Here is a 20,553-nt window from a genome sequence, read left to right on the forward strand (position 1 = left end):
GATTCGGCCGTCGTTGTCGAGCAGCCGTCATCCCGTCGGAGCCTCGAAGCGAGCGAGCCACGTGGTCAGGATCGCCTCGAGGCGGGCGGCCTCCTCCGGCGTCAGCTGGTCGACGAGGCGGCGCTCGTTGCGCATGTGCTCGGCGAAGGCCCGGTCGATCAGCTCCCGCCCGGCGCCGGTGAGCGCGACGACCCGGCCGCGCCCGTCGGCGGCGCTGGGTCGGCGGGTGACCAGCCCGTCGCGCACCAGCCGGTCGATCCGCTTGGTCATGGCGCCGGTGGTGACCATGGTGTGCGCCGCGAGCTCGCCTGGCGCGCGCTCGAACGGCGCGCCGGCCCGCCGGAGCGCGGCGAGCACGTCGAACTCCCCCTCGCCGAGCCCGTACCGCCGGTAGACGAGGCGCAGCTGGTCGGTGAGGTGGCCGGCGACGCGGTGCAGCCGGCCGATCACCCCCTGAGGGCTCACGTCGAGGTCGGGCCGTTCGCGGGCCCATGCCTGCTGGATGCGGGCGACGTGATCGAGCGGTTCCGTCATGGAGTGATGATAGCTTCCCCGGAAGCTATAGTAGCTTCCATGGAAGCTACCTGGCGCTGGACGGCCGTCACCGCGCTCGCGCCGATCGCGTGGGGCACCACCTACTTCGTGACCCATCGGTTCCTCCCGGCCGACTACCCGCTGTACGGCGCGGCCATCCGGGCGCTGCCGGCCGGGCTGTTGCTGCTGCTCGTCCGTCGCCGGCTGCCGTCGGGCTCGTGGTGGTGGCGGTCGCTGGTGCTGGGCGCCCTCAACATGGGCGCGTTCTTCGCGCTGGTCTACCTGGCGGCGCAGACGCTGCCGACCAGCATCGCCTCGACGGTCATGGCGACCTCTCCGGTGGTCCTGATGCTGTTCGCCTGGGCCGCGCTGGCCGAGCGGCCCCGGGCCGCGCACCTCGCGGGGGCGGTGATCGGCGTCCTCGGCGTCTGCCTCATGCTGCTGACCGGCCCGGTCGCCGTCGATGGCCGCGGCGTGCTCGCCTCGGTCGCGGCCATGGTCATGTCGTCGTTCGGCTACGTGCTCGCCAAGAAGTGGAGCACCGGCATCGACGTCTTCTCGCTGACGTCGTGGCAGCTGATCGCCGGCGGCCTGGTCCTGGTCCCGTTCGCGGTGGCCGCGGAGGGCGCGCCACCGGTCCTGGGCGCGCCCGCGACACTGGCATTCGGCTACGTGACGGTAGTGGCGACGGCACTGGCCTTCGCCGCCTGGTTCACCGGCCTGCGGCGCCTCAGCGCCGGGACGGTGGGCCTCGTCGGCCTGCTCAACCCGGTGACCGGCGTCCTGCTCGGCACGGCGATCGCCGGCGAGACCCTCTCCGTCCGGCAGCTCGGCGGGCTCGCTCTCGTCTTCCTCGGCGTCCTGCTCGGCCAGCCGGTCGTGATGCGGCTGCTCGCCCGGTTGCCGGTGACGCGGCTGTGCGCCTGCCCGGCCGGGACGTGGCCGCCCGGTCGCCGGCGGCGCGTCATCGGCGGCCCGCCCCTGGAGCGGCGTGGCGTGCGGGCGCGGTAGGAAAACGGAAGAAATGCCCGGCAACATGGGCAGGTTGTCCCGGATCCCTTTTAGCGACCTTGGCCCGAGATGAATGTGAGTTCATTCGATTCATGATTGGCCGCACTGCTGGTGATCTTAATAAGTGGTGCGGTAATCTCCGATCCATCGTCGAGTGCTGATCATGGTTGCGGGGTCGCTCGAGGTCTATCTCGGAATAGCGAAACGGCTGGACCGTCGTGGCCTTCACGCGGGCATTTCTTGCTGCGTAGCGGGCTTGAGAGAGGCGATGGTGGGTGCGGAAATTGGAGCGGACGTACGAAGGGAAATTAGCGGATGTTCGCTTCCGTGGCGACAATCCCGGGTCGCTGGATCGGCCGCGTGTCGACATGGCGGTTCCCCGGGAATTGGGCATTCACAGCGCCATTCCGGTCGGCGGCGGCGAGGACGATCTCCCGGCGTACGTGGAACGCAGTTTCGACTTCCAGCTGCGAGCGGTATTGTCCGCGAGACTTCCCGATCGCGGGAACTTCGTCGTCATGGTGGGCGGTTCCTCGACCGGGAAGACCAGGTCGCTCTATGAGGCGATCTACGAGCTCGTGCCGGACTGGTGGCTGGTTCAGCCGTCCGAGGCGTCCGGTCTGCTGGACCTGAGGAACGCGCCGCCCCGGGCCACTGTCTTCTGGCTCGACGAGTTGCAGCAGTACCTGGGTGGCGATCCGGCGCTGACCTCCGAGTGCGTCCGCGCCCTGGTGCGGCACGGCAATCTGGTGGTCGGCACGCTGTGGCCAGATCAGTACGCGAAGTGGACCGCCGGCCGCGAGGATGTCCACCGGTTGGTGCAGAGCGCCGTACCGATACCGGTCCCGGAGACGCTGGATCGGATCGAGCTGTCCAAGGCACGCGTCATCGCCGAGCGGGACAGCCGGATCCAGGACGCGCTGAACTCCCGCGAGGTCGGCATGACGCAGGTGCTCGCCGGCGGGCCGCGGCTGGTGATGTGCTGGGAGCAGCCCGCCAACGCGTACGCGAAGGCGATCATCACCGCGGCGGCGGACGCTCATCGGCTCGGCGTACAGTCGCCGCTGAGCGCCGATCTGCTGACCGACGCGATGTTCGGCTATCTGCGGCCGCACCAGCGGGTGCGGTCGGCCGACTACTGGCTCTCGGAGGCCCTGCCGCACACCACGGACCCGATTCATGGCGACGTGTCGCCGCTCTATCCTGCGGACGCCGGTCGAGCGGGCACCCTCGCGGGTTACACGATCGCGGACTACCTCGCCCAGCACGTGCGGCGACAGCGGCGCAGCAAGCCCGTGCCGCACGAGGCGTGGGAGGCGCTGGCGAGTCATCTGCGCGGGCCGGACGACCTCCGGCGCTTAGCGAGCAGTGCCGTCGCACGGCTCCGTTACCGCTACGCCGAACGCGCACTGACCAGACTCGCGGAGGAGTTCGGCGACAGCCGGGCCGCGGCCGAACTGGCCGATCTGCTGGTCCGGCAGGACCGGATCGAGCGTGCCGCCGAGGTTCTGCGTGATCGGCTGGAAGCGGATCCGCAGGATCGGCTGATCGGCCGGAAGCTGTTCCATCTGCAAGAGCTCTGGCAACGCGTCAACCAGGCCCGGCCGCCGTTCGATCCTCGCGCGCACGGAATCCCCACTCCAGTCGCCGAGATCCTGTCCGACAACGGGGTCAGCGACGGGTTACGCCGGGAAGCGGAGGCCGGTAACGCGATCGCCGCCGAGCGGCTCGTCGAGATTCTGGCCGAACGCGGCTGCCTCCGGGAGCTCCGCGAGCGCGCCGATCGGGGTGAGCCCCGGGCCGTGGAGGCCCTCGCCGACCTGTACGCGGCCTGGGGCGAGGTGCGCCTGCTTCGTGAACGCGTCGAGGCCGGCGACCACGCCGCCGATCTGCGGCTGTCGAAGATTCATCACGTCCAGGCCTGGCACGACGCAGCGAGATACCAGATCGGCGAGTTGCGGGCGGCGGTCGACGAGGGCCGGGCCGACGCGGCGCCGCAGCTCTGCACATTGTTGTTCGAGCTTCGCGACGAGGACAACCTGCGGGCCGAGGTGGACGCCGGCACCAACGGCGCGGCCGAGCGGCTCATCGCCCTGTACACCGCCCAGAACCATCGTTCGCTGGTCCAGCTGCGGGCATTCGGGCTCGACGCGGACGGGCGGCTCGCCACCCCGACTTCACCCTCTTGAACGCACCTGGAAAGGACCCCCGATGGCTGCCGAGCTGGCCTCCGCCGATTACGCGTTTCTGATCCTCTTGAAGGCCGTGGGCCGGGTGCTCTCCAACACGGAGATGGACAAGCTCTATCACGTCAGGCTGGTGAGCCCGGCGTACGAGAAGCTCAACGCCGCCGGGTACGTCTCCTCCGACACCACTCGTCGCCCCTACCGGCACGCCATCACCAAGGACGGACTCAAGGTCCTGGCCGAGCCGGTGACCATCGACGAGGACAGGGCCGAGGAGGGCGAGAAGCGTACTCCGCGGGAGAAGCAGCTCTGGGCCGCGGTGGTAGCGCAGCAGAACGAAATCGTCCGCCTGCTGGCGGACCGGAATGGCGGCGGAAGCGCGACCGCGGAGGTTGCCGACCTCGATCGCCGCATCCGGGCCGCATACGCGAAACTGGCCGGCGGCCCGGGCGAATGGATCGACCTCACCGAGCTCCGGACGTTGGTCGGCGATGTCCCCCGGGCCGAGCTCGACCAGGCGCTGGCGCGGATGCTCGACGCGGAGGACGTGCGGCTGGAGCCCGAGCCCTTCGGGCACCGGATCGGCGCCGAGGAGCGGCGCGCCGCGATCCACATCGGTGGCGAGGACCGGCACAAGCTGGCGATCGGCCGGCGATGATCGACGAAGAGCGCGCCGCGCTCGCCGCGCTCCGGCTGACCTGGGTGCAGGCGCCGGACGACGTCTGGCGCCGCCCGGCATTCCATGTGGAAGGCCTGCATCAGACGGTCGTCCGCGACGTGCAGGACGGCATCGACGAGGCTGAGGCCAGCAGCGACGCCAGCCCGATCGGCCTGGTGCTCGAGGGCAGGCAGGGCAGTGGCAAGACGCATCTGCTCGGCTGGATCCGGGAGCAGGCGCAGCTCCGGGGCGGCTACTTCTTTCTCGTCGGACTGCTCGACAGTCGCAACTTCTGGGACGGCTTGCTGGTCTTCCTGCTCGACGGTCTGGCTCGCGAGGCGCCCGGCGGCGAGACGCAGCTGCGGTTGTTGCTGCGGCGCCTGGCGTCCCGGGTCGGCGCGCCCCGGGCGGACCGGCGTGCGGTGATCGGCGAGACCGACCTGACCCGCGCCGCGCTGGACGTATTCGTGGCCGGCCTGGGGGAGTTCAACCGTCACGTCGCCCACGAATGCCGGGACACCTTGCGGGCGCTCGCCCTGCGCGCGTCGGAGGACGACGGAAACCAGGACGTCGCCGACGGGTTCTTCGCCGGAGAAGACGAGGCGGTCGCGGGGGAGCGGCAGAAGTGGGGAATCCGCCATCGTGCCCGGACGACACAGGACATCGTCCGTGAGATCTCCTGGTTGCTGGCGTTGACCGGGCCGTCGGTGTTCGCGTTCGATCAGATCGACACGGCGGTGGCGCAGTCGGCCCTCCAGGAAGATCTGGCGCGGTCCACCGGCGAGGGCGAAATGCAGCAGGCGCTTGTGTCGGCCGGGATCGCGCACGGGCTGAGCGACCTGCGAGACACGACCCGCCGGACCCTGACCGTCGTCGCGGCCCTGTCGACGACGTGGGACCTGATCGAACGGCGGGCGCCTTTGTCGTTCGCCCCGAGGTTCCGTCGTTGCATGGCGCTGCAGGGCATGCGCGACGCGAACATCGCTCGCCAACTCATCGAGAAGCGATTCGCGCCCCGCTTCGCCGCCGTCGGTTTCACGCCGCCCTATCCGACCTGGCCGGTGCGGACCGAGATCTTCGACGAGGCGCGGGAGTTCACTCCGCGAAGGCTGTTGATGGCCGTCGACCGGCACATCCGGGCCTGCCTGGTGGACGATGAGTGTCGCGAGTTGCGGCACCTAAGCGACGTGCCCGGTGACGACCGGGCGAGCAGAGCCCCGATCACGATGGCGCCGGCCGTCGCCGGTGATGAGCTGGCGCGGATCGAGGCGCGATTCGAACAGCTGAGGCGGGACGCGGACGTTACATCGCCGTTGGAGCGCGACACCGAGGACGGCACGTTCCCCGCCCTTCTCGCGGCCGGTCTGCAAGCCTGGATCGTCGAACGCGGCGACCGCGGCGCGCGGTTCGGCATCGATCCACCGCCGAGCTCCAAGCCGGACCTGCACGCTCGTCTCCGCCGCGACCTGGACGAGCGCTCGGAGGAGGAACGGGAACGGTCCGCGGACCAGTCCCGCACCGAGGACCAGGTCCACTGGTCGTTCCGGGCGATCAGCGACACCCACCACGGCGTTGCCGCCCTGCACCGCATTCGCCGTGCACGCACCGCGGCCGGTCTCACGCCGGAGGTCGCCAAGCGGAAGCTGTTCCTGCTGCGGAACGGGCCGTGGAGTCAGTCGGCTAAGACCCAGGAGGTGATCCGTGACCTCGAACGCGACGGTGGGGTGACCCTCGCCGTCGACGAGGCGGACGTTCGTGTGCTCGCCGCGCTGCACGGACTGCGGGACGAGAATCCGGCACAGCTTCAGGCCTGGCTGGTCCGCTATCGGCCGACCGAGCAGATCACGCTGTTCAAGGAGGCGCTGGCCGACGTCGACGCGTGGATCGGGGAAGAACCGCGAGCGGCCGTGGCACGACCCGAGGAGAGGCCGCCGGCCGGGTTCGCCATCGGCTACGGCGCCGAGGACCAGATGCCGGTCGCGCTGTCGCTGGAAGCCTTGCGCAAGCACGCGGCGATCTTCGCCGCATCGGGGTCGGGCAAGACCGTGCTGCTACGACGCCTGGTGGAGGAGTGCGCGCTGCAGGGCGTGTCCGCGATCGTCCTGGACCCTAACAACGATCTCGCGCGGCTCGGCGATCCGTGGCCCGAGCCGCCGGACGGCTGGCGACCGGGTGACGCCGAACGCGCGGCGCGCTATCTGGCGGAGACCGAGGTGATCACCTGGACGCCACGGCGGGAGTCCGGCCGCTCGCTGAGCTTCCAGCCGTTGCCCGACTTTCCCGGCGTGCTCGACGACCCCGACGAGTTCGCCGCAGCGGTGGAAACCGCCGTCGCCGCCCTCCTGCCGCGCGCCAATCTCGTGGGCCGCACTCGCGCGACGCATTTGGGGACTGCGGTGTTGCGGCGGGCGGTTGACCATTTCGGACGGCAGGGAGGGCGAGACCTGCGCGAGCTGATCACGCTCCTGTCCGATCTGCCCGACGGCGTGAGCGCGCTCGACGGTGCCGCGAAGATCGCGGCGGGTCTCGCCCAGACGCTGACGGCCTCGATGGACAACGATCCGCTGTTCGGGGGCGGCGGGACTCCCGCCGACCCCGGCACGCTGCTGACACCGTCGCCGGGCAAGCGCGCGAGGATCTCCGTTGTCAGCCTCGTCGGCCTGCCCGGTGACGACGTTCGCCAGAGCTTTGTCAACCAGCTGCAGATGGGACTCTTCGCGTGGATCAAGAGGAACCCCGCGAAGGACCGTCCGCTGCTCGGCCTCCTGGTCATGGACGAGGCGCAGACGCTCGCGCCCTCGGGAGCGATGACCGCCTGTACCCAGAGCACGCTCGCGCTGGCCTCGCAGGCGCGTAAGTACGGTCTTGGGTTGATCTTCGCGACCCAAGCCCCCAAGAACCTGCACAATCGCATTCCCGGTAACGCGGCGACGCACTTCTTCGGCAGATTGAGCGTGCCCGCCCAGATCGATGCCGCACGCGAGATGGCCAAGGTCAAGGGCGGCGACGTTCCGGACATCGGCCGTCTCACCGCGGGCGAGTTCTACATCCTGCTCGAGGGCGAGATCCCGCAGAAGACGCGTACGCCGATGTGCCTGAGCCATCATCCGAGCAGCCCGCTGACCGATGAGGAGGTCATGGTCCGGGCGCGGGGTTGAGTCTCAGACGTGCGGACGCAGCATGTCCGCCAGGTCCGGCCGGCCCAGCTCGTCCAGCGCGCCAGGAAGATCGGACAGCCGCCCTCGTTGTTCGAGCCAGGCCCACAGCTCGTGCGGCTCGTCGCCGGAGCGGAACCGGCGGGTCTCGTACGGCGGGACTCCGACGACGTCGGCCAGGTCCTGCCAGTAGTACCTGAGCTGACGCTCGATCTCGTGCCGCACCTCGTCCGGAATCCCCCCGGCGGCCCCGGCTTGAGCCGGCGAGGCGACCAGCAGCTTGTCGAGCAGGGCCAAGAGCACCTCGGCCGACGCCCTGGCGGCGAACGCTTTGAAGCGATCGTCCTTGTCGCGGTCGGCGTGGTCCATGACTCCCTTGACGACCAGCCAGTGCGGCACCTGTCGTTCGTGCGCGATCGTGGCGAGGGTGGCGGCCTCCATGTCCAGCGCGAGGATCTTGCGCTGGCCGACCTCGAGCGTGTCCCAGATCTTCGGATCCACGACGACCGCGCTACCGCTGGCCATCGCTCCGGGAACTACGACGAACGGCAGCCGTTCCGGCCCGTCGACGTCGGCGTAGAGGATTCGCTGGATGTGCCTTCGGCCGGCGTTGGAGAGCGCCACATCGGCATCCCGCCATGCGATGAAGCCCTCCGACTCCAGCCGCGCGAGGCGTGTTCCCCAGGTGGCGTGCGGGAAGTAGCGCCGGCGGGCCGGATGCGTGCGGGGGTCCTGACCCCGGTAGAGCCTCTCCAGGTACCAGACCGCCGCCTCGTCCTCGGTCGCGACGCCGTAGCTCGGCAGGCTCGACGGATCGAAGTCCTGGGCCGCGCGTACCCATCGGGTGTCCTGCGGGAACTGCTGGGGGTCGAACTGGAAGGAGTCGCCGGTGTACTTGCCCTCGTCCCATTCGTAGGCCGGGGCGGCGACGATGACGTCGCCCGGGGCGGTGGCGCCGGGATTGCCGGCACAGACGCCGCACATGGCGAGGCAGGTGGGCTCGAGCCGGTTGGTCAGCGTCGTGGCTATCGGCGCGGTGCCCCGGCCACCCATCTGCGTCGGGCGGGTGAGCGCCACGCACAGCGTCTCGCCCGTCCGAGCCTGATAGATCGCGGTGAGATACGGAGCCGTCGGGTCACCGTCGTGCTCCTCCCATCGGGACAGCCCGGCAGCCGTCCGCACGGCGTCGTACTCCTCCTTGATCGCCGTGACGACCAGGACGTCGACATCTGACCGGAGCACCATGTGACCATCCCTTGTCGGCTGGGGCCGTCGCCACCTTCGCGGAGCCGGCTACTGGTTCCCTTCCGTCGTCATTCTCTGCCCGGGCCGACTCCCTCGCCGCGAATGAAATGGCGACTCGCTGCTGCCCTTTGTGGGTGGGGCTGCCTAGCGTTCGCGCATGGATGAGATCAGCTTCGACTTCCTGGTGGTCGGCTCCGGCACCGGCATGCTTGCGGCGCTGGCCGCGGCCGAGGCGGGGCTGTCTGTTCTGATCGTGGAGAAGACTGAGTACTTCGGCGGGTCGACGGTGTTGTCCGGCGGGGACAGCGCCGGCCGGACCCCGACGACCGTGCCCGCCGGGTAGCGCAGCGTGTGGTCGCGATCCGCTTCTGGATCCCGAACAACGCGCTGCTGGGGCAGGCCGGCGTGGTGGACAGCCCGGAGCGGGCCCGTGAGTACCTGAGCCACGTGACCGCGGGGAGACCCCGGAGTCCCGGTGGGAGACCCACGTCGTGCACGGGCCGGACGCGGTGGGACGTGCTGCGCCGCCGGACGCCGCTGGCGTACCAGTGGATGACCGGGTACGCGGACTACTTACCGGAGTTGCCGGGCGGGTCGGCCATCGGGCGAGCCATGGAGCCGAAGCCGTCCGGCGGCTCGGGAAGGAGCGGGCCCGGCTGCGGCCCGGCGTTGACCGCGCCGTTCCCGATGCCGGTCTCCGGTCGTACCTATAAATGGTTGAATCTCGTCGCGCGCTGCCCTCGGGGGATCGTCACCGGGGCGAAGCCCTTGGGTCTCGGCGTGGGCGGCTTGGCGATCCGGCGGGAGTACGCGGCGGGCGGCAGCGCGCTGGCGGCGGGGCTGTTCGCGGGTGTGCGGGCGGCGAAGATCCCGGTCTGGTCCGAGTCGCCGCTCAAGGAGCTCGTGGTCGAGGACGGGGCGGGTCGCGGGGGTGGTGGTGACCCGCGACGGGACGGACGTGGCCGTGCGGGCCGCGCGGGGCGTGCTGCTGTCGGCGGGCGGGTTCGACCGCAACGCGGCCATGCGGCACGAGCACCAGTCCGAGCAGCTCGACACCGACTGGTGCCTGGGCAACCCGGCGAACACCGGCGAGGCCATCGGGATCGCGCAGGCGGCCGGGGCCGACGTGGCGTTCATGGACGAGTCCTAGTGGTTCCCGACGCTGCCGATCCCCGGGCCGATGCCGGGGCCGCTGCTAGCCGAGCGCTCGCTGCTGGGACAGATCATCGTGAACCAGCGGCGCGAGCGTTTCATGAACGAGGCGGTCAACTACATGACGGCCGGCCAGCACTTGATCGAGCAGGCTCTGCCGGTATAGATGGTGTTCGGGCAGACCTATCGCAACCGCTACGTCTTCGGCGGCGGGGTGTTCCCGCGGCAGCAACTGCCCAAGGCCTGGTACGACGCGGGCGTCGCGGTGAAGGCAGACACCCTGGACGGGCTGGGGATGCCGGGACTGCGGGCGACGGTCGAGCGGTTCAACCTGGTCGCCGCCTCGGGACGTGACGACGACTTCCGTCGCGGCGACAGTGCCTACGACCGCTACTACGGCGATCCCACGATCAGGCCGAACCCGTGCCTCGGCCGATCGGCAAGGGGCCGTACTACGCGGTCAAAGTGGTGCGGGGCGACCTGGGCACCTGCGGCGGCATCCGCGTCAACTGGCTGGCCCGCGCGCTGCGGCCGGACGGCAGCGTCATCGAGGGCCTGGACGCGTCGGGCAACGCCGCGGGCAACGCGTTCGGCCGGGTCTATCCCGGGCCCGGCGCGACCATCGGCCAGGGCATCACGTACGGCTACGTCGCGGCCCGGCATACCGCCGGCAATCTCGCCGTCACGGGAGCACGGTCCGAATGATCCGCGCGCAGTCCTCGTCGGTCGGCGGGCCGCCATGGATCTGCCCCCACAGCACCACGCCGTAGAAGGCGAGATAGGCGATCACGGCGAGGTCGGCCTCCGGGGCGATCTCGCCGCGCGCCCCGGCCCGGTCGAGCACCCGGCGGAACGGCGTCAGCGCTCGGACTTTCATCGTCTCCACGAGCTCGCGCAGCTCGTCCGGGCCGGACTGCACGGCTTCGACCAGGGCGCGCCCCTTGGGCAGCTCGGCGTTGTCGCGGATCAGCAGCGACAGCGCCAACAGGTCCGCGTGCAACGAGCCGGCGGCTCGACCATGTCGACGAGCAGCGCGGCCTTGGTCGGCCACCGCCGGTAGATGGTCGTGCGGTTGACGCCCGCCGCCTTCGCCACCCCGTCGATGGTGAGCCTGGCGAACCCGGCCCGCACCACCTCGGCCAGCGTCGCGGCGCGCACGCCACCTGGACCCTGCGTGGCCCGCGTTGCACCCCGCGCGTCCGCCGCTTCGTCTCGCTCATCAGCACCTGCCCCTGGATCAGACGGCGCGCAGGCCGGCGAGTGTCGTCTCGATGACCTGCTTCGCGTACGCAGGGGTGGGCGGGGCCTGCATGACCAGCAACCGGAACCACAGTGGACCGAAGAGCAGGTCCGCCATCAGGTCGGGATCGATGTCGCGCAGCTCGCCGGCCTTCTGCGCCCGGTGGATCCGGGCGAGGGTGCCGTCCCGGTTGGGCTGGTACACCTTCTCGTGGAAGTCCTTGGCCAGAGCCGGATCGTGCTGCGCCGCGGCCACTAGGTCGGCGAGCATGCGGCCGTAGCGGGGGTCGCTCAGCAGCTCCGCGGTGCGGTGCAGGAGCTCGGGCAGTCCGGCCAGCGGAAGGTCGGCGGCCGGCGGAGTGGCCAGGCGGGGATCGAGGTGGTCGCGGAAGGCGTCCAGCACGAGCAGGCCCTTCGACGGCCACCACCGGTAGATGCTCTGCTTGCCAACGCCGGCCCGGGCGGCCACGCCCTCGATCGTCACCGCGGCGTATCCGCGCTCGTGGCACAGCGCGAACGCGGCCTCGAGGATGGCGTGCCGGGTCTGCGGATTCCGGCGCTGCGGTGCGGTCACGATCTGACGCTAGCACGAGACGAGACGTACCGTCTTGACGCTCCTCGGTAGGGCGCCTACTCTCGTCGCAAGACGGTACGTCTCGTCTCGTCTCATCGGAGGGCATCGTGATCGACCAATCGAACACCGCCGACGGCTCCTGGATGTCGTGGACCGCCACCGGCCTGGCCGGCATCGCGGGCGCGGTCATTCTGATCTCTGTTCTCGCGCCCGACATGATCACCGGTAGTCAGCAGGAGCACCTCGCGGTCGCGGCCTTCGGCACCTGGCTCTGGGGCCTGATCGGGAGCGTGGCGTTCCTGACCGGCATGGGCCGGTTGCGCGGCGCGGCAACGCGGCAGGTCATCTGGACAGGCCTGGCGGTGGCGACGCTGGCGATCTGGCTTCTCGCGGCGGTTCTCGCCATCACCGTCCCACGGGCCGTCACCGGCACCGATCCCACGCAGATTCCGATCGCGGCCATGGTCGCCCCGATCGCCGCCACGGTGCTCACCGGGCTGGCCGGCACCGCGGCGAAAGTGTTCGCGACGTCGCCGGGCTGAGGGCGCTTGGAGTGGGGGGGGGGGGGGGGGCCCGGGGGGCGGGCCCCCCCACCCCCCCCCCCCCCCCCCCCCCCCCCCCCCCCCCCCCCCCCCCCCCCCCCCCCCACCCCGGGGGCCCCGGGGGGGGGCGGGCCCGGGGGCTATTGTGTTGGCGGGGGGGCGGGGGGGGGGGGGGGGGGGGGGGGGGCGGCCCCACAAATGGGGGCCCCCCCCCCACTTCGCCAGGGGCCCCAGCCGCCCACGCGGCCGGGACCCCGGTCTACGCGTCAGTCCTGCGGTGGCACGTCCTTCGGGCCGCTGCCCCAGGTGAGGCTCGGGACGGCACCGAGCGCGTACACCAAATGGCCGCCGTCGGTGACCGCGCGGGCCGGCAACCATGCCTTCGTGGTCGGGCGGCCGTCGACCCGCAGGCCCTGGACGTAGTGGGACGTCTCGGTGCCGGGGGCGTCGATGACCAGTTTCCTCCCGCTGCCCAGCCGCACCTCGGCGCGCGGGAACAGCGGGGTGGTCAGCGCCAGCTCGGCCCGGGTCGGGACCGTCGGATAGAGGCCGAGCGCCGACAGCACATACCAGGCGCTCATCGTGCCGGCGTCGTCGTTGCCGGGGATGCCGCCGGTGCCGTTGCTCCACTTGGTGTCGATGATGGCCTTGACGGTCTCCTGCGTCTTGTACGCGGCGCCGAAGTAGTTGTAGAGATACGGCGTCTGGATGTCGGGCTCGTTGGTGGCGTCGAAGCGGGTGAGCTTTTTCGCGCTCAGATCGAAAGTGCCGTCGGGGTTGCGGAAGAACGCGTCCAGGCGCTCGATGGCGGCGTCGTTGCCGCCCATCTTCTGCGCCAGCGTGACCACGTCGGAGTAGACCATCCACGTGTACTGGGCGCTGCTGCCCTCGACGAAACCGGTCTGGGTGGACGGGCTGAAACCCTCGGCCCAGGTGCCGTCGAGATAGCGGTCACGCATCCAGCCGACGTACGGGCTGTCGATCGGCGCCGGGGTCGGCACGGCCGGGTCGGCCAGCTCCAGCTCGCCCAGCTGCACGATGTCGGTGCCGCCGTTCTTCGTCACGTCGAGGCGGTAGTAGGAAAACGGCGCGGGGCTTGCGACCGCGTACCCCTTTGTCTGCCCTCGTTTCTCGAAAGCCTGACCGGTCTGCTCGTCGATGGTGGTCCACGCGGTGCCGTCGGCCGAACCCTGCAGCCGCCAGTCGGCGGGGTCGCGCTCGGGCTCGTCGTTGCCCGAGGTCAGGGCGTAGTTGGCGACGGTGAGCGGCACGTCGAGCTTCGCGGCGACCCAGCCGGTGGTGGCGAAAGTGAGCCACTTGGTGCCCTTGTCGCCGTCGAAGGCCTGTGCCTTGCCCTCGCCCGGCGGGTTCTCGCCGCTGGCGGTGATCGCGGTGATGTGCTCGCGAATGTTGTGCTCGAGGCCGGGATCGGCTTTCGCGGACGGGTCGTAGACGTTGCGCCAGTTGTGCGATCGGGCCAGGAAAGTTTTGTACGTCTTGTGGTCGCCGAGCGCGAAAGCCAGCTGCGCGATGCCGTAGTCGGCGGCCGCGTCCTCCAGGGTCTCGGCGGCGCCGCCCCAGCAGTGGCAGTCGTCGGCCGGGACGTAGCCGTTCTTGATGTACTCGTTGAGCGAGGGGCGCTGGCCGAAACATTCGACGTTGCAACCCTTGTCGCTGTAGTCGTTCTCGGTCGCGACGGTCGCGGCGTGCACCAGGGAGTTGAGCGCGCCGCGGGCGTCGAAGTCGCGGGCGCCGAACGCGTACATGGCGGCGATCGCGGCCGCCGCCGGGTCGCCCGACATCACCGCGGTCTTGCCGTGCTGCAACAGCCAGCGATCCCATTCGCCGTTGCGCTGGGTGGCGTAGTTGAACAGCGACTGCGCATAGTCACTGGCCTGGCGCCGGTCGAGCATCGCGAGCAGCTGCACCTGGGCGCGGTAGACATCCCAGCCGGAGAAAGTTCCGTACTGCGCTTTCTGCGGCCTCTTGACGCGATGGATCTGGTCGTCGGCGCCGTAGTAGCGGCCGTCGGCGTCGCTGGTGAGTGTCGGCTCGAGCGAGGAGTGGTAGAGCGCCGTGTAGAAGGTGGCCAGCTGGTCGGCCGTGCCGCCGCCGATGCGGATCTTGCGGAGCCGGTCGTTCCAGGCCTCCCGGGCTTTCGCCCGGACTTTCGCGAAATTCAACGACGCGGGCGATTCGGCCGCGAGGTTTCGTTCCGCTCCGGCCAGATCCGTGTACGAGATGGCCACGCGCATCGTGACGGCGGTCGTCCCGGGCGCGAAAGTCACGTAACCACCTGAGCCCTTGCCCGCGTTGGGCCGCCCGGCGCTGCTGTAGCCGCTGCCGCCCTGCGCGTCCGTGCTGCCCGGCGCGAGCGTCGCATCCGTCCAGGTCCCCACGGACGCGAACGGCTGGTCGAGTTTCGCGACGAAGTGCAGCGTGTAGTACGCGTGCGAGTTGTCGGTGCTCTGCGGCCCGCAGAAGTTTCCGGCGCTGACCGAACCGGTGACGGTGCGGGTTTCCGGATCGATGTGCACGGTCGCGTTCTCGCTGCCGGTCTCCGACATCGAGGTGCGGAACAGCAGGCTCGCGCTCTTGTCGGCCGGGAAGGTGAACTGGCCGATGCCGCTGCGGTCGGTCACGGTGAGCTCGGCGCCGGCGCCGCTGTCGAGGCCGACCCGGTAGTAGCCGGGCTCGGCCGCCTCGTTGGCGTGCGAGAACGTGCTGGCGTAGACCTTGTCGGTGGTGTCGGCGGTCGGCGACGTGGTGACGTCCCCGGCCTGCGGCATGATCGGGATGTCGCCGTTGGCGCCCGAGCAGCCGACGCCGCTGAGGTGGGTGAGGCTCAGGCCGCGGATCCGGGTGGCCGTGTACTGGTAGCCGCCCGGGGCGGGGGTGGAGATCTGGGTGCCGCGCGAGGTCTGCGGGCTCCAGGCGAGCATCCCGAACGGGCGGACCGCGCCGGGATAGGTGTTGCCGAGATTCGTGGTGCCGATGAACGGGTTGACGTGGGCGGCCGGGTCGTCGACGAGCGCCGGTCCGGCTGCCTGGGCCACCGTGGCGAGCGGGATGGTCACGGCCACGCCGGCGAGAGCGGCGAGGACACGGGTTCGGAGCATGTGGCGGACTCCCTCCGATGACAACGATGTCATCGTCAGGATTAATCTACGTACTGAAATATGTCAATGATCTCTGCCCCGGGTTACCTCACCGGCGGGCGATGGCGCACCGCGGGCGATGGCGCCGGGCCGGGCGTAGACGTCCGCGACCGTGGCGTCTCCGGCGATTCCGGCTGGCCGGCGCAGGACGCCGTACTCGCCGGTGCGGGGGTTCTCGAGAACGGCGAAAGCGAATCAGGGCACGAAGACGATGCGGTCGGGCGTTCCGGCGGTCGCGGTCCAGGCCTGCTCCACCTGGGCGAGGGGCACGGCGCGGGCGCGTACGTCGAAAGCTCCGTCCGCCACCGCCGCGGCCATCTTCGGCAGTTCCTTGATGAAGTCGCGGCCCGGGATCGAGCCGATGCCGCTGCCCACGACCTGCAGCCGGGCCGAGCGCAGCGCCGCGGAGGGGATCGCCGCCGTGGGGCCGGCGACCGAGCCGATCTGGATCCAGCTCAGCGGGACGCTACGGTCGGCGCGGGCGGTGAGCACGTCGACCATTCCGCGAGCGGCCGGCTCGCCCCAGACGTAGTCGATGACCACGTCGACGTCGGCCGCGACGGCGAGCTCGTCGAAGGTGCAGGTGAGGTCGGCGCCGAGCGTGCGCAGCGGGGCCAGGCGCGCTGCGTCGCGGCCGGCGGCGATCACCTGGCCGGCGCCGAACCGCTTGGCGACCTGGATCGCCATCCGGCCGGCGTTGCCGGTTGCGCCGAGGATCAGCACGCGCTGGCGGCGGCGGAAGTCGATGCGCTTGCGCAGCGCCATCCACGACGACATCACCGGGTTCATCGCGGCCGCCACCTGAACCGGGTCGATCCCGGAGGGCAGCACGACACTGCGGTCGGCCTCGATCACCGTGCGCTCGGCCATCGTGCCGAGGGTCGTGTCGTCCATGATCGTGTAGCGGACGCGGCCCTTGGCGTCGCGCACCACGGCGTCGATGCCGGGCACCAGGGGCAGCTCGTCGGTGCTGGTGTAGTGCGAGCCGTCCGCCTGCGAGCGGACCCGCGGGTGCAGGGCCGCGGCGAGGACGTCGACAACCAGCTCGTCCTTGCCGCGAGCGACGGGATCGGCATGATCGGTGTAGCGGGGCGGGGAGTCGAACGAGGTGACAACGGCGGCCTGCATGGCGTCCTCCAGGAAATAGTTCGTAGCACCAACTATCGCTAGGATGGTTGGTGCTACGAACTATGTCAAGGACGTGCCGTCAGCAAGTTCGGTTGTCGGCTCAGACGTCCCACTGGCCGCTGTGCGTGGCGGGGGACTCGTTCTGCGTCCACCAGTTCGCGGTGTACTTGTGCCCGTTCTGGCTCGCCTGGTTGCCCGCCGTGTACACCGCCGTCGCGCTCCACGCCGCGACCGGGCAGGCGCCGCCCGTGGGCGAGGAGGTCGGCGTCGTGGTCGGAATCGTGGTGGGCGGGGTCGATTCAGCGATAGTTGTCTATTGAAGTCCGCCCCGGACCGCGGTGATGCGCTGGGTGTTGAAGCCGAGCCAGTGCATCCGGCCCACGTAGCGGGCGTGCTCGACCTTGAGGCAGCGATCCACGATCACCGTGAGGCCACCCTCCTCGGCGATCCGCGAGCCCTCCTCGTTGATCACGCCGAACTGGCACCAGAGCGTGCCGGCCTCGATCGCCACCGCGTCCCGCGCGATGTCGGGGAGCGCGCTCGGGGCGCGGAAGACGTTCACCACGTCGACGTGCTCGGGCACGTCGCGCAGGCTCGGGTAGCTCTTCTCGCCGAGGATCTCGGTCTCGCGGGGGTTCACCGGGATCACCCGATAGCCGTGCCGCTTCGCGTAGTAGCCGACGAAGTAGCTGGCCCGCAGCGGGTTGTTCGACAGGCCGACGATCGCGATCGTCTTGGAGTTGTGCAGGACGCGCTGGATCGCGGTCACGTCCTGGTACCGCTCGAGGTCGCTCATGCCGCGGCCACCTTTCCCAATGCCTGCTCCAGGTCCCAGATCAGGTCGTCCACCGACTCGGTGCCGACCGACAGCCGTACGGTTCCGGGCCCGACCCCCGCCGCCTGCAGTTCCTCGTCGCTCAGCTGGCGGTGGGTCGTGCTGGCCGGATGGATGATCAGGCTCTTGGCGTCGCCGACGTTCGCCAGATGCGACCACAGCGTCACGTTGCGGATCAGATCCTGGCCGGCGTCGCGGCCCCCGGCGCAGTCGAACGAGAACACCGCGCCCGCCCCGCGCGGCAGATACTTCTCGACCAGCGGCCGATAGCCGCTCGACGGCAGTCCCGGATAGCCCACCCGGGTGACCAGCGGGTGCGACTCGAGGAACTTCGCCACCTTCACGGCGTTCGTGACGTGCCGCTCCATCCGCAGCGACAGCGTCTCGAGGCCCTGCAGGAACAGGAACGCGTTGAACGGCGAAAGCGCGCCGCCCAGGTCACGCAGCGTCTCGGCCCGCAACTTCATCAAGTATCCGTACGTCCCGAACGTCTCGTGGAACTGGAGACCGTGGTAGGCGGGGGAGGGGTCGGCCACCACCGGGAAGCGCCCGTTGGACCAGTTGAACAGGCCGGACTCGACCACGACGCCGCCGATGCTCGTGCCGTGGCCGCCGATGAACTTGGTCGCCGAGTGGATGACGATGTCGGCGCCGAACTCGATCGGCCGGCACAGATAAGGCGTGGCGAACGTGTTGTCCACGATCAGGGGCAGCTCGTGCTCGTGCGCGATGCCGGCCACCGCCTCGATGTCGAGCACGTTGCCGCCGGGGTTGCCGATCGTCTCGCCGAAGAACGCCTTGGTGTTGGCCGCGACCGCCTTGCGCCACGCGTCGGTGTCGTCGGGGTCGACCCAGGTCAGCTCGACGTTCATCTTGCGCAGCATGTGCTTGAGCTGGTTGACCGTGCCGCCGTACAGCGCCGAGGAGGCGACCACGTGGTCGCCCGGCTCGAGCAGCGTGAACAGCGCGCCCGCCTGGGCCGCGATGCCGCTCGAGAAGGCGACCGCGCCGGAGCCGCCCTCGAGGTTGCCGACCCGCTCCTCGAACACCGCGACGGTCGGGTTCATGATGCGGGAGTACGTGTTGCCGTACTCCTGCAGGTTGAAGTAGGCAGCCGCCGACTCCGGGTCTTCGAACACGTAGCTGGTGGTCTGGAAGATCGGCACGGCGCGGGCGCCCGTGTTCGGGTCGGGCCGCTGGCCGGCATGCAACTGCCGGGTCTCGAACCCGAACTCGTGGGCTTGCTCGATCACTGCCATCCCTCTTTCAAGAATTGCCGGTCCTCTTTCAGGAATCGCCGGACGATGGGCGTCTGGCGGGCTTCCTCGAGGAGGAAGCAGTCATGTCCGTACGGCGCCTCGATCAGGTGGTACTCGACCGGCTTGCCCGCCTCGGTCAGCGCCGCCTCGATCTGGATCGAGGCGATCGGCGGGTACAGCCAATCGGAACTGAAGGCAATGAGCAGCGTACGGGCGGAGACGTCGGCCAACGCACGAGCGAGCGACCCGTCCCCGTGCTGCCGGGCCAGGTCGAAATACGTCAGAGCGCGGGACATCCGTACGTAGGTGCCCGCGTCGAACCGCTTGACGAACGACCCGGCCTGGTAGTCGAGGTAGCTCTCGATCTCGAATTCCGGCCGGTCGATCGTGTAGCGGATGTCGTCGGCGAACTGCAGCCGCCGGCCGAATTTGTCGTCGAGAGCGGGCGCCGACAGGTATGTCATATGGCCGACCATCCGGGCCACGCTCATCCCGTCGTCGGGCTGCCGGCCCGTTCCGTAGTAGTCGCCGCCCTGCCACGCGGGATCGCGGGTGATCGCCTCCCGCGCGATCGCGTTCCAGGCCACGCCCTGCGGATGGAGGGCGTGCGTGGAGGCGATCACCACGATCGAGTCGACCTGATCGGGGTACGTGACGGCCCATTGCAGCGCCTGCATCCCGCCCAGTGAGCCACCGGCGACGGCGACGAGCCGTTCGATGCCGAGCTCGTCGAGGAAGGCCCGCTCGCACCGCACCATGTCGGCGACGGTGATGACCGGGAAGTCTGACCCGTACGGTTTGCCGGTCTCGGGGTCGATCGAGGAGGGGCCGGTCGTTCCCTTGCAGCCGCCGAGCAGGTTGGTCGAGACGACGTAGAAATGGTCGGTGTCGAACGCCTTGCCCGGGCCGATCATGCCGTCCCACCAGCCGAGGGCCTTGCCGGCCGAGCCGTCGCGACTCTCGGCCGCGAACCCGTCGCGGGTGCTCGCGGCCGGGGCTGCTGTCGAATATCCGGCAGCGTGAGCATCACCGCTCAAGGCGTGACACACCATGATGACATTGTCACGCTGGGGGGTGAGGGTGCCGTACGTTTCGTACGCGACGCGGACCGAGCGCAGCTCACGCCCGCAGTCGAGCGGCAGCGGGGCCGGCAGATCAAGGAACTGGGTTTCGACGCTGCCGACCGAGCCGGCCGGAAGGGTCGAGGGTGCCACCATGTGGGCGATGATAGCTATGCGTCGTCTGCCCAGGCCAGTATGGTTGTCGCGAATCCCTATGGAGTTAGTAGGATAACCGGGTCGAAAAGGAGAATCGGTATGACGACGGTGGATAACGGGGTCAACGTGCAGGCACTGCTGGAGGCGCGCGAGGTGCTCAAGGGCGCCCCCGAGGCGGCCCAGTTCACCTGGCGGGCGGCCTCCAAGTGGGACAACGGCGTGCACAGCACGACGAGCGTCCAGAAGTTCTTCGGGCTCGGGCAGGAGCAGACCCACAAGACCGAGACGGTGTTCTCGGCCGATCACCCCGAGGTCTTCGCGGCCGAGGACCAGGGCATCACCCCGATCGAGTACCTGCTCGTGGGCCTGGCCGGCTGCCTGACCGCCGGCGTGGCCTCGGTGGCGCAGAACCGGGGCATCCAGCTGCGCTCGGTCGAGGCGACGGTCGAGGGCAACCACGACATCCGGGGCATCCTCGGCGCCGACAGCGACGTCCGCAACGGTTTCAACGACATCAAGGTGACCTTCAACATCGACGCGGACGCGACGAAGGAAGAGATCGAGGCGCTGGTGGCGCAGTCCCAGAAGCGCTCCGCCGTCTTCGACGCGCTCACCAACCCGACCGACGTCACGGTCGAAGTTCGCTGAGGTAGGGCAGAA

At 70.0% G+C, this 20,553-nt stretch carries 21 protein-coding genes and 1 pseudogene; 10 read left to right on the forward strand and 12 right to left on the reverse strand.

Annotated features, from left to right (window positions below; genetic code table 11):
• Positions 1-27: 27 nt before the first annotated feature.
• A complete protein-coding gene (locus ACIA5D_RS06820; protein ID WP_396028892.1) occupies positions 28-534 on the reverse strand; it encodes a MarR family winged helix-turn-helix transcriptional regulator in 507 nt (168 codons plus the stop codon).
• 39 nt (positions 535-573) lie between these two features.
• On the opposite strand from ACIA5D_RS06820, the gene ACIA5D_RS06825 reads away from it, so the two are divergent.
• From ACIA5D_RS06825 to ACIA5D_RS06840, 4 genes are all read left to right on the forward strand, one after another.
• Positions 574-1,545, forward strand: a complete 972-nt coding sequence (locus ACIA5D_RS06825) for an EamA family transporter (protein WP_396028893.1) — start codon at positions 574-576, stop codon at positions 1,543-1,545.
• A 368-nt stretch (positions 1,546-1,913) separates the two neighbouring features.
• Positions 1,914-3,734 (forward strand): hypothetical protein, encoded by a 1,821-nt coding sequence (locus ACIA5D_RS06830; RefSeq protein ID WP_396028894.1) that lies wholly within the window; start codon positions 1,914-1,916, stop codon positions 3,732-3,734.
• Between the two features lie 22 nt (positions 3,735-3,756).
• The gene (locus ACIA5D_RS06835) at positions 3,757-4,389 is read left to right on the forward strand and encodes a hypothetical protein (RefSeq protein WP_396028895.1); all 633 of its coding nucleotides are present in this window, start codon (positions 3,757-3,759) and stop codon (positions 4,387-4,389) included.
• Positions 4,386-7,547 (forward strand): ATP-binding protein, encoded by a 3,162-nt coding sequence (locus ACIA5D_RS06840; protein ID WP_396028896.1) that lies wholly within the window; start codon positions 4,386-4,388, stop codon positions 7,545-7,547. The genes ACIA5D_RS06835 and ACIA5D_RS06840 overlap by 4 nt, the downstream gene beginning before the upstream one ends.
• 3 nt (positions 7,548-7,550) lie before the next feature.
• On the opposite strand, the gene ACIA5D_RS06845 is transcribed toward ACIA5D_RS06840, so the two are convergent.
• Positions 7,551-8,789: a hypothetical protein gene (locus tag ACIA5D_RS06845; RefSeq protein WP_396028897.1), complete on the reverse strand. Its 1,239-nt coding sequence runs from the start codon at positions 8,787-8,789 to the stop codon at positions 7,551-7,553.
• 157 nt (positions 8,790-8,946) lie between these two features.
• Here ACIA5D_RS06845 and ACIA5D_RS06850 point away from each other — a divergent pair, with 157 nt between their 5' ends.
• Positions 8,947-9,132, forward strand: a complete 186-nt coding sequence (locus tag ACIA5D_RS06850; RefSeq protein WP_396028898.1) for an FAD-binding protein — start codon at positions 8,947-8,949, stop codon at positions 9,130-9,132.
• Between the two features lie 364 nt (positions 9,133-9,496).
• On the opposite strand, the gene ACIA5D_RS06855 is transcribed toward ACIA5D_RS06850, so the two are convergent.
• Entirely contained in the window at positions 9,497-9,685 is a 189-nt protein-coding gene (locus ACIA5D_RS06855) for a hypothetical protein (RefSeq protein WP_396028899.1), read from the reverse strand.
• A 35-nt stretch (positions 9,686-9,720) separates the two neighbouring features.
• Between ACIA5D_RS06855 and ACIA5D_RS06860 the strand changes: the two genes are divergently transcribed.
• The 3 genes from ACIA5D_RS06860 (at position 9,721) to ACIA5D_RS06870 (ending at position 10,646) form a co-directional block, all read left to right on the forward strand.
• Complete coding sequence (locus ACIA5D_RS06860) at positions 9,721-9,939, forward strand: FAD-binding protein (protein ID WP_396028900.1); 219 nt, start codon at positions 9,721-9,723, stop codon at positions 9,937-9,939.
• Between the two features lie 30 nt (positions 9,940-9,969).
• Positions 9,970-10,107 carry a hypothetical protein gene (locus ACIA5D_RS06865; RefSeq protein WP_396028901.1) on the forward strand — a complete coding sequence of 46 codons (138 nt, stop codon included), beginning with the start codon at positions 9,970-9,972 and terminating at the stop codon, positions 10,105-10,107.
• 257 nt (positions 10,108-10,364) lie between these two features.
• Positions 10,365-10,646, forward strand: coding sequence for an FAD-binding protein (locus tag ACIA5D_RS06870; protein ID WP_396028902.1), 282 nt, complete (start codon positions 10,365-10,367; stop codon positions 10,644-10,646).
• Here the strand turns inward: ACIA5D_RS06870 and ACIA5D_RS06875 are convergent.
• The 3 genes from ACIA5D_RS06875 to ACIA5D_RS06885 all read right to left on the reverse strand — a co-directional run bounded on the left by ACIA5D_RS06875 (position 10,624) and on the right by ACIA5D_RS06885 (position 11,754).
• Positions 10,624-10,941, reverse strand: coding sequence for a TetR-like C-terminal domain-containing protein (locus ACIA5D_RS06875; RefSeq protein ID WP_396028903.1), 318 nt, complete (start codon positions 10,939-10,941; stop codon positions 10,624-10,626). The genes ACIA5D_RS06870 and ACIA5D_RS06875 overlap by 23 nt on opposite strands.
• Positions 10,908-11,099: a helix-turn-helix domain-containing protein gene (locus tag ACIA5D_RS06880; RefSeq protein WP_396028904.1), complete on the reverse strand. Its 192-nt coding sequence runs from the start codon at positions 11,097-11,099 to the stop codon at positions 10,908-10,910. Before ACIA5D_RS06880 ends, ACIA5D_RS06875 begins: the two co-directional genes overlap by 34 nt.
• Positions 11,100-11,178: 79 nt before the next feature.
• The gene (locus ACIA5D_RS06885) at positions 11,179-11,754 is read right to left on the reverse strand and encodes a TetR/AcrR family transcriptional regulator (RefSeq protein WP_396028905.1); all 576 of its coding nucleotides are present in this window, start codon (positions 11,752-11,754) and stop codon (positions 11,179-11,181) included.
• A 107-nt stretch (positions 11,755-11,861) separates the two neighbouring features.
• Here ACIA5D_RS06885 and ACIA5D_RS06890 point away from each other — a divergent pair, with 107 nt between their 5' ends.
• Positions 11,862-12,296, forward strand: a complete 435-nt coding sequence (locus tag ACIA5D_RS06890) for a hypothetical protein (protein ID WP_396028906.1) — start codon at positions 11,862-11,864, stop codon at positions 12,294-12,296.
• A gap of 266 nt (positions 12,297-12,562) precedes the next feature.
• Here the strand turns inward: ACIA5D_RS06890 and ACIA5D_RS06895 are convergent, their stop codons facing one another.
• The 6 genes and pseudogenes from ACIA5D_RS06895 to ACIA5D_RS06920 form a co-directional block, all read right to left on the reverse strand.
• Entirely contained in the window at positions 12,563-15,415 is a 2,853-nt protein-coding gene (locus ACIA5D_RS06895; protein WP_396028907.1) for a GH92 family glycosyl hydrolase, read from the reverse strand.
• Positions 15,416-15,649: 234 nt separating this feature from the next.
• The gene (locus ACIA5D_RS06900) at positions 15,650-16,582 is read right to left on the reverse strand and encodes a zinc-binding alcohol dehydrogenase family protein (protein WP_396028908.1); all 933 of its coding nucleotides are present in this window, start codon (positions 16,580-16,582) and stop codon (positions 15,650-15,652) included.
• A gap of 103 nt (positions 16,583-16,685) precedes the next feature.
• Positions 16,686-16,811 (reverse strand): annotated as a pseudogene (locus ACIA5D_RS06905) (carbohydrate-binding protein); the annotation flags it as partial.
• An 84-nt stretch (positions 16,812-16,895) separates the two neighbouring features.
• Positions 16,896-17,378, reverse strand: a complete 483-nt coding sequence (locus tag ACIA5D_RS06910; protein WP_396028909.1) for a CoA-binding protein — start codon at positions 17,376-17,378, stop codon at positions 16,896-16,898.
• Positions 17,375-18,676 carry an O-acetylhomoserine aminocarboxypropyltransferase/cysteine synthase family protein gene (locus ACIA5D_RS06915; RefSeq protein WP_396028910.1) on the reverse strand — a complete coding sequence of 434 codons (1,302 nt, stop codon included), beginning with the start codon at positions 18,674-18,676 and terminating at the stop codon, positions 17,375-17,377. The genes ACIA5D_RS06910 and ACIA5D_RS06915 overlap by 4 nt, the downstream gene beginning before the upstream one ends.
• Positions 18,667-19,893: a homoserine O-acetyltransferase gene (locus ACIA5D_RS06920; protein ID WP_396028911.1), complete on the reverse strand. Its 1,227-nt coding sequence runs from the start codon at positions 19,891-19,893 to the stop codon at positions 18,667-18,669. Before ACIA5D_RS06920 ends, ACIA5D_RS06915 begins: the two co-directional genes overlap by 10 nt.
• A gap of 99 nt (positions 19,894-19,992) precedes the next feature.
• Here ACIA5D_RS06920 and ACIA5D_RS06925 point away from each other — a divergent pair, with 99 nt between their 5' ends.
• A complete protein-coding gene (locus ACIA5D_RS06925) occupies positions 19,993-20,541 on the forward strand; it encodes an OsmC family protein (RefSeq protein ID WP_396028912.1) in 549 nt (182 codons plus the stop codon).
• Positions 20,542-20,553 lie beyond the last annotated feature (12 nt).

It is taken from the genome of Actinoplanes sp. NPDC051513, assembly GCF_044454685.1.
In the GTDB taxonomy this organism is placed as follows: domain Bacteria; phylum Actinomycetota; class Actinomycetes; order Mycobacteriales; family Micromonosporaceae; genus Actinoplanes.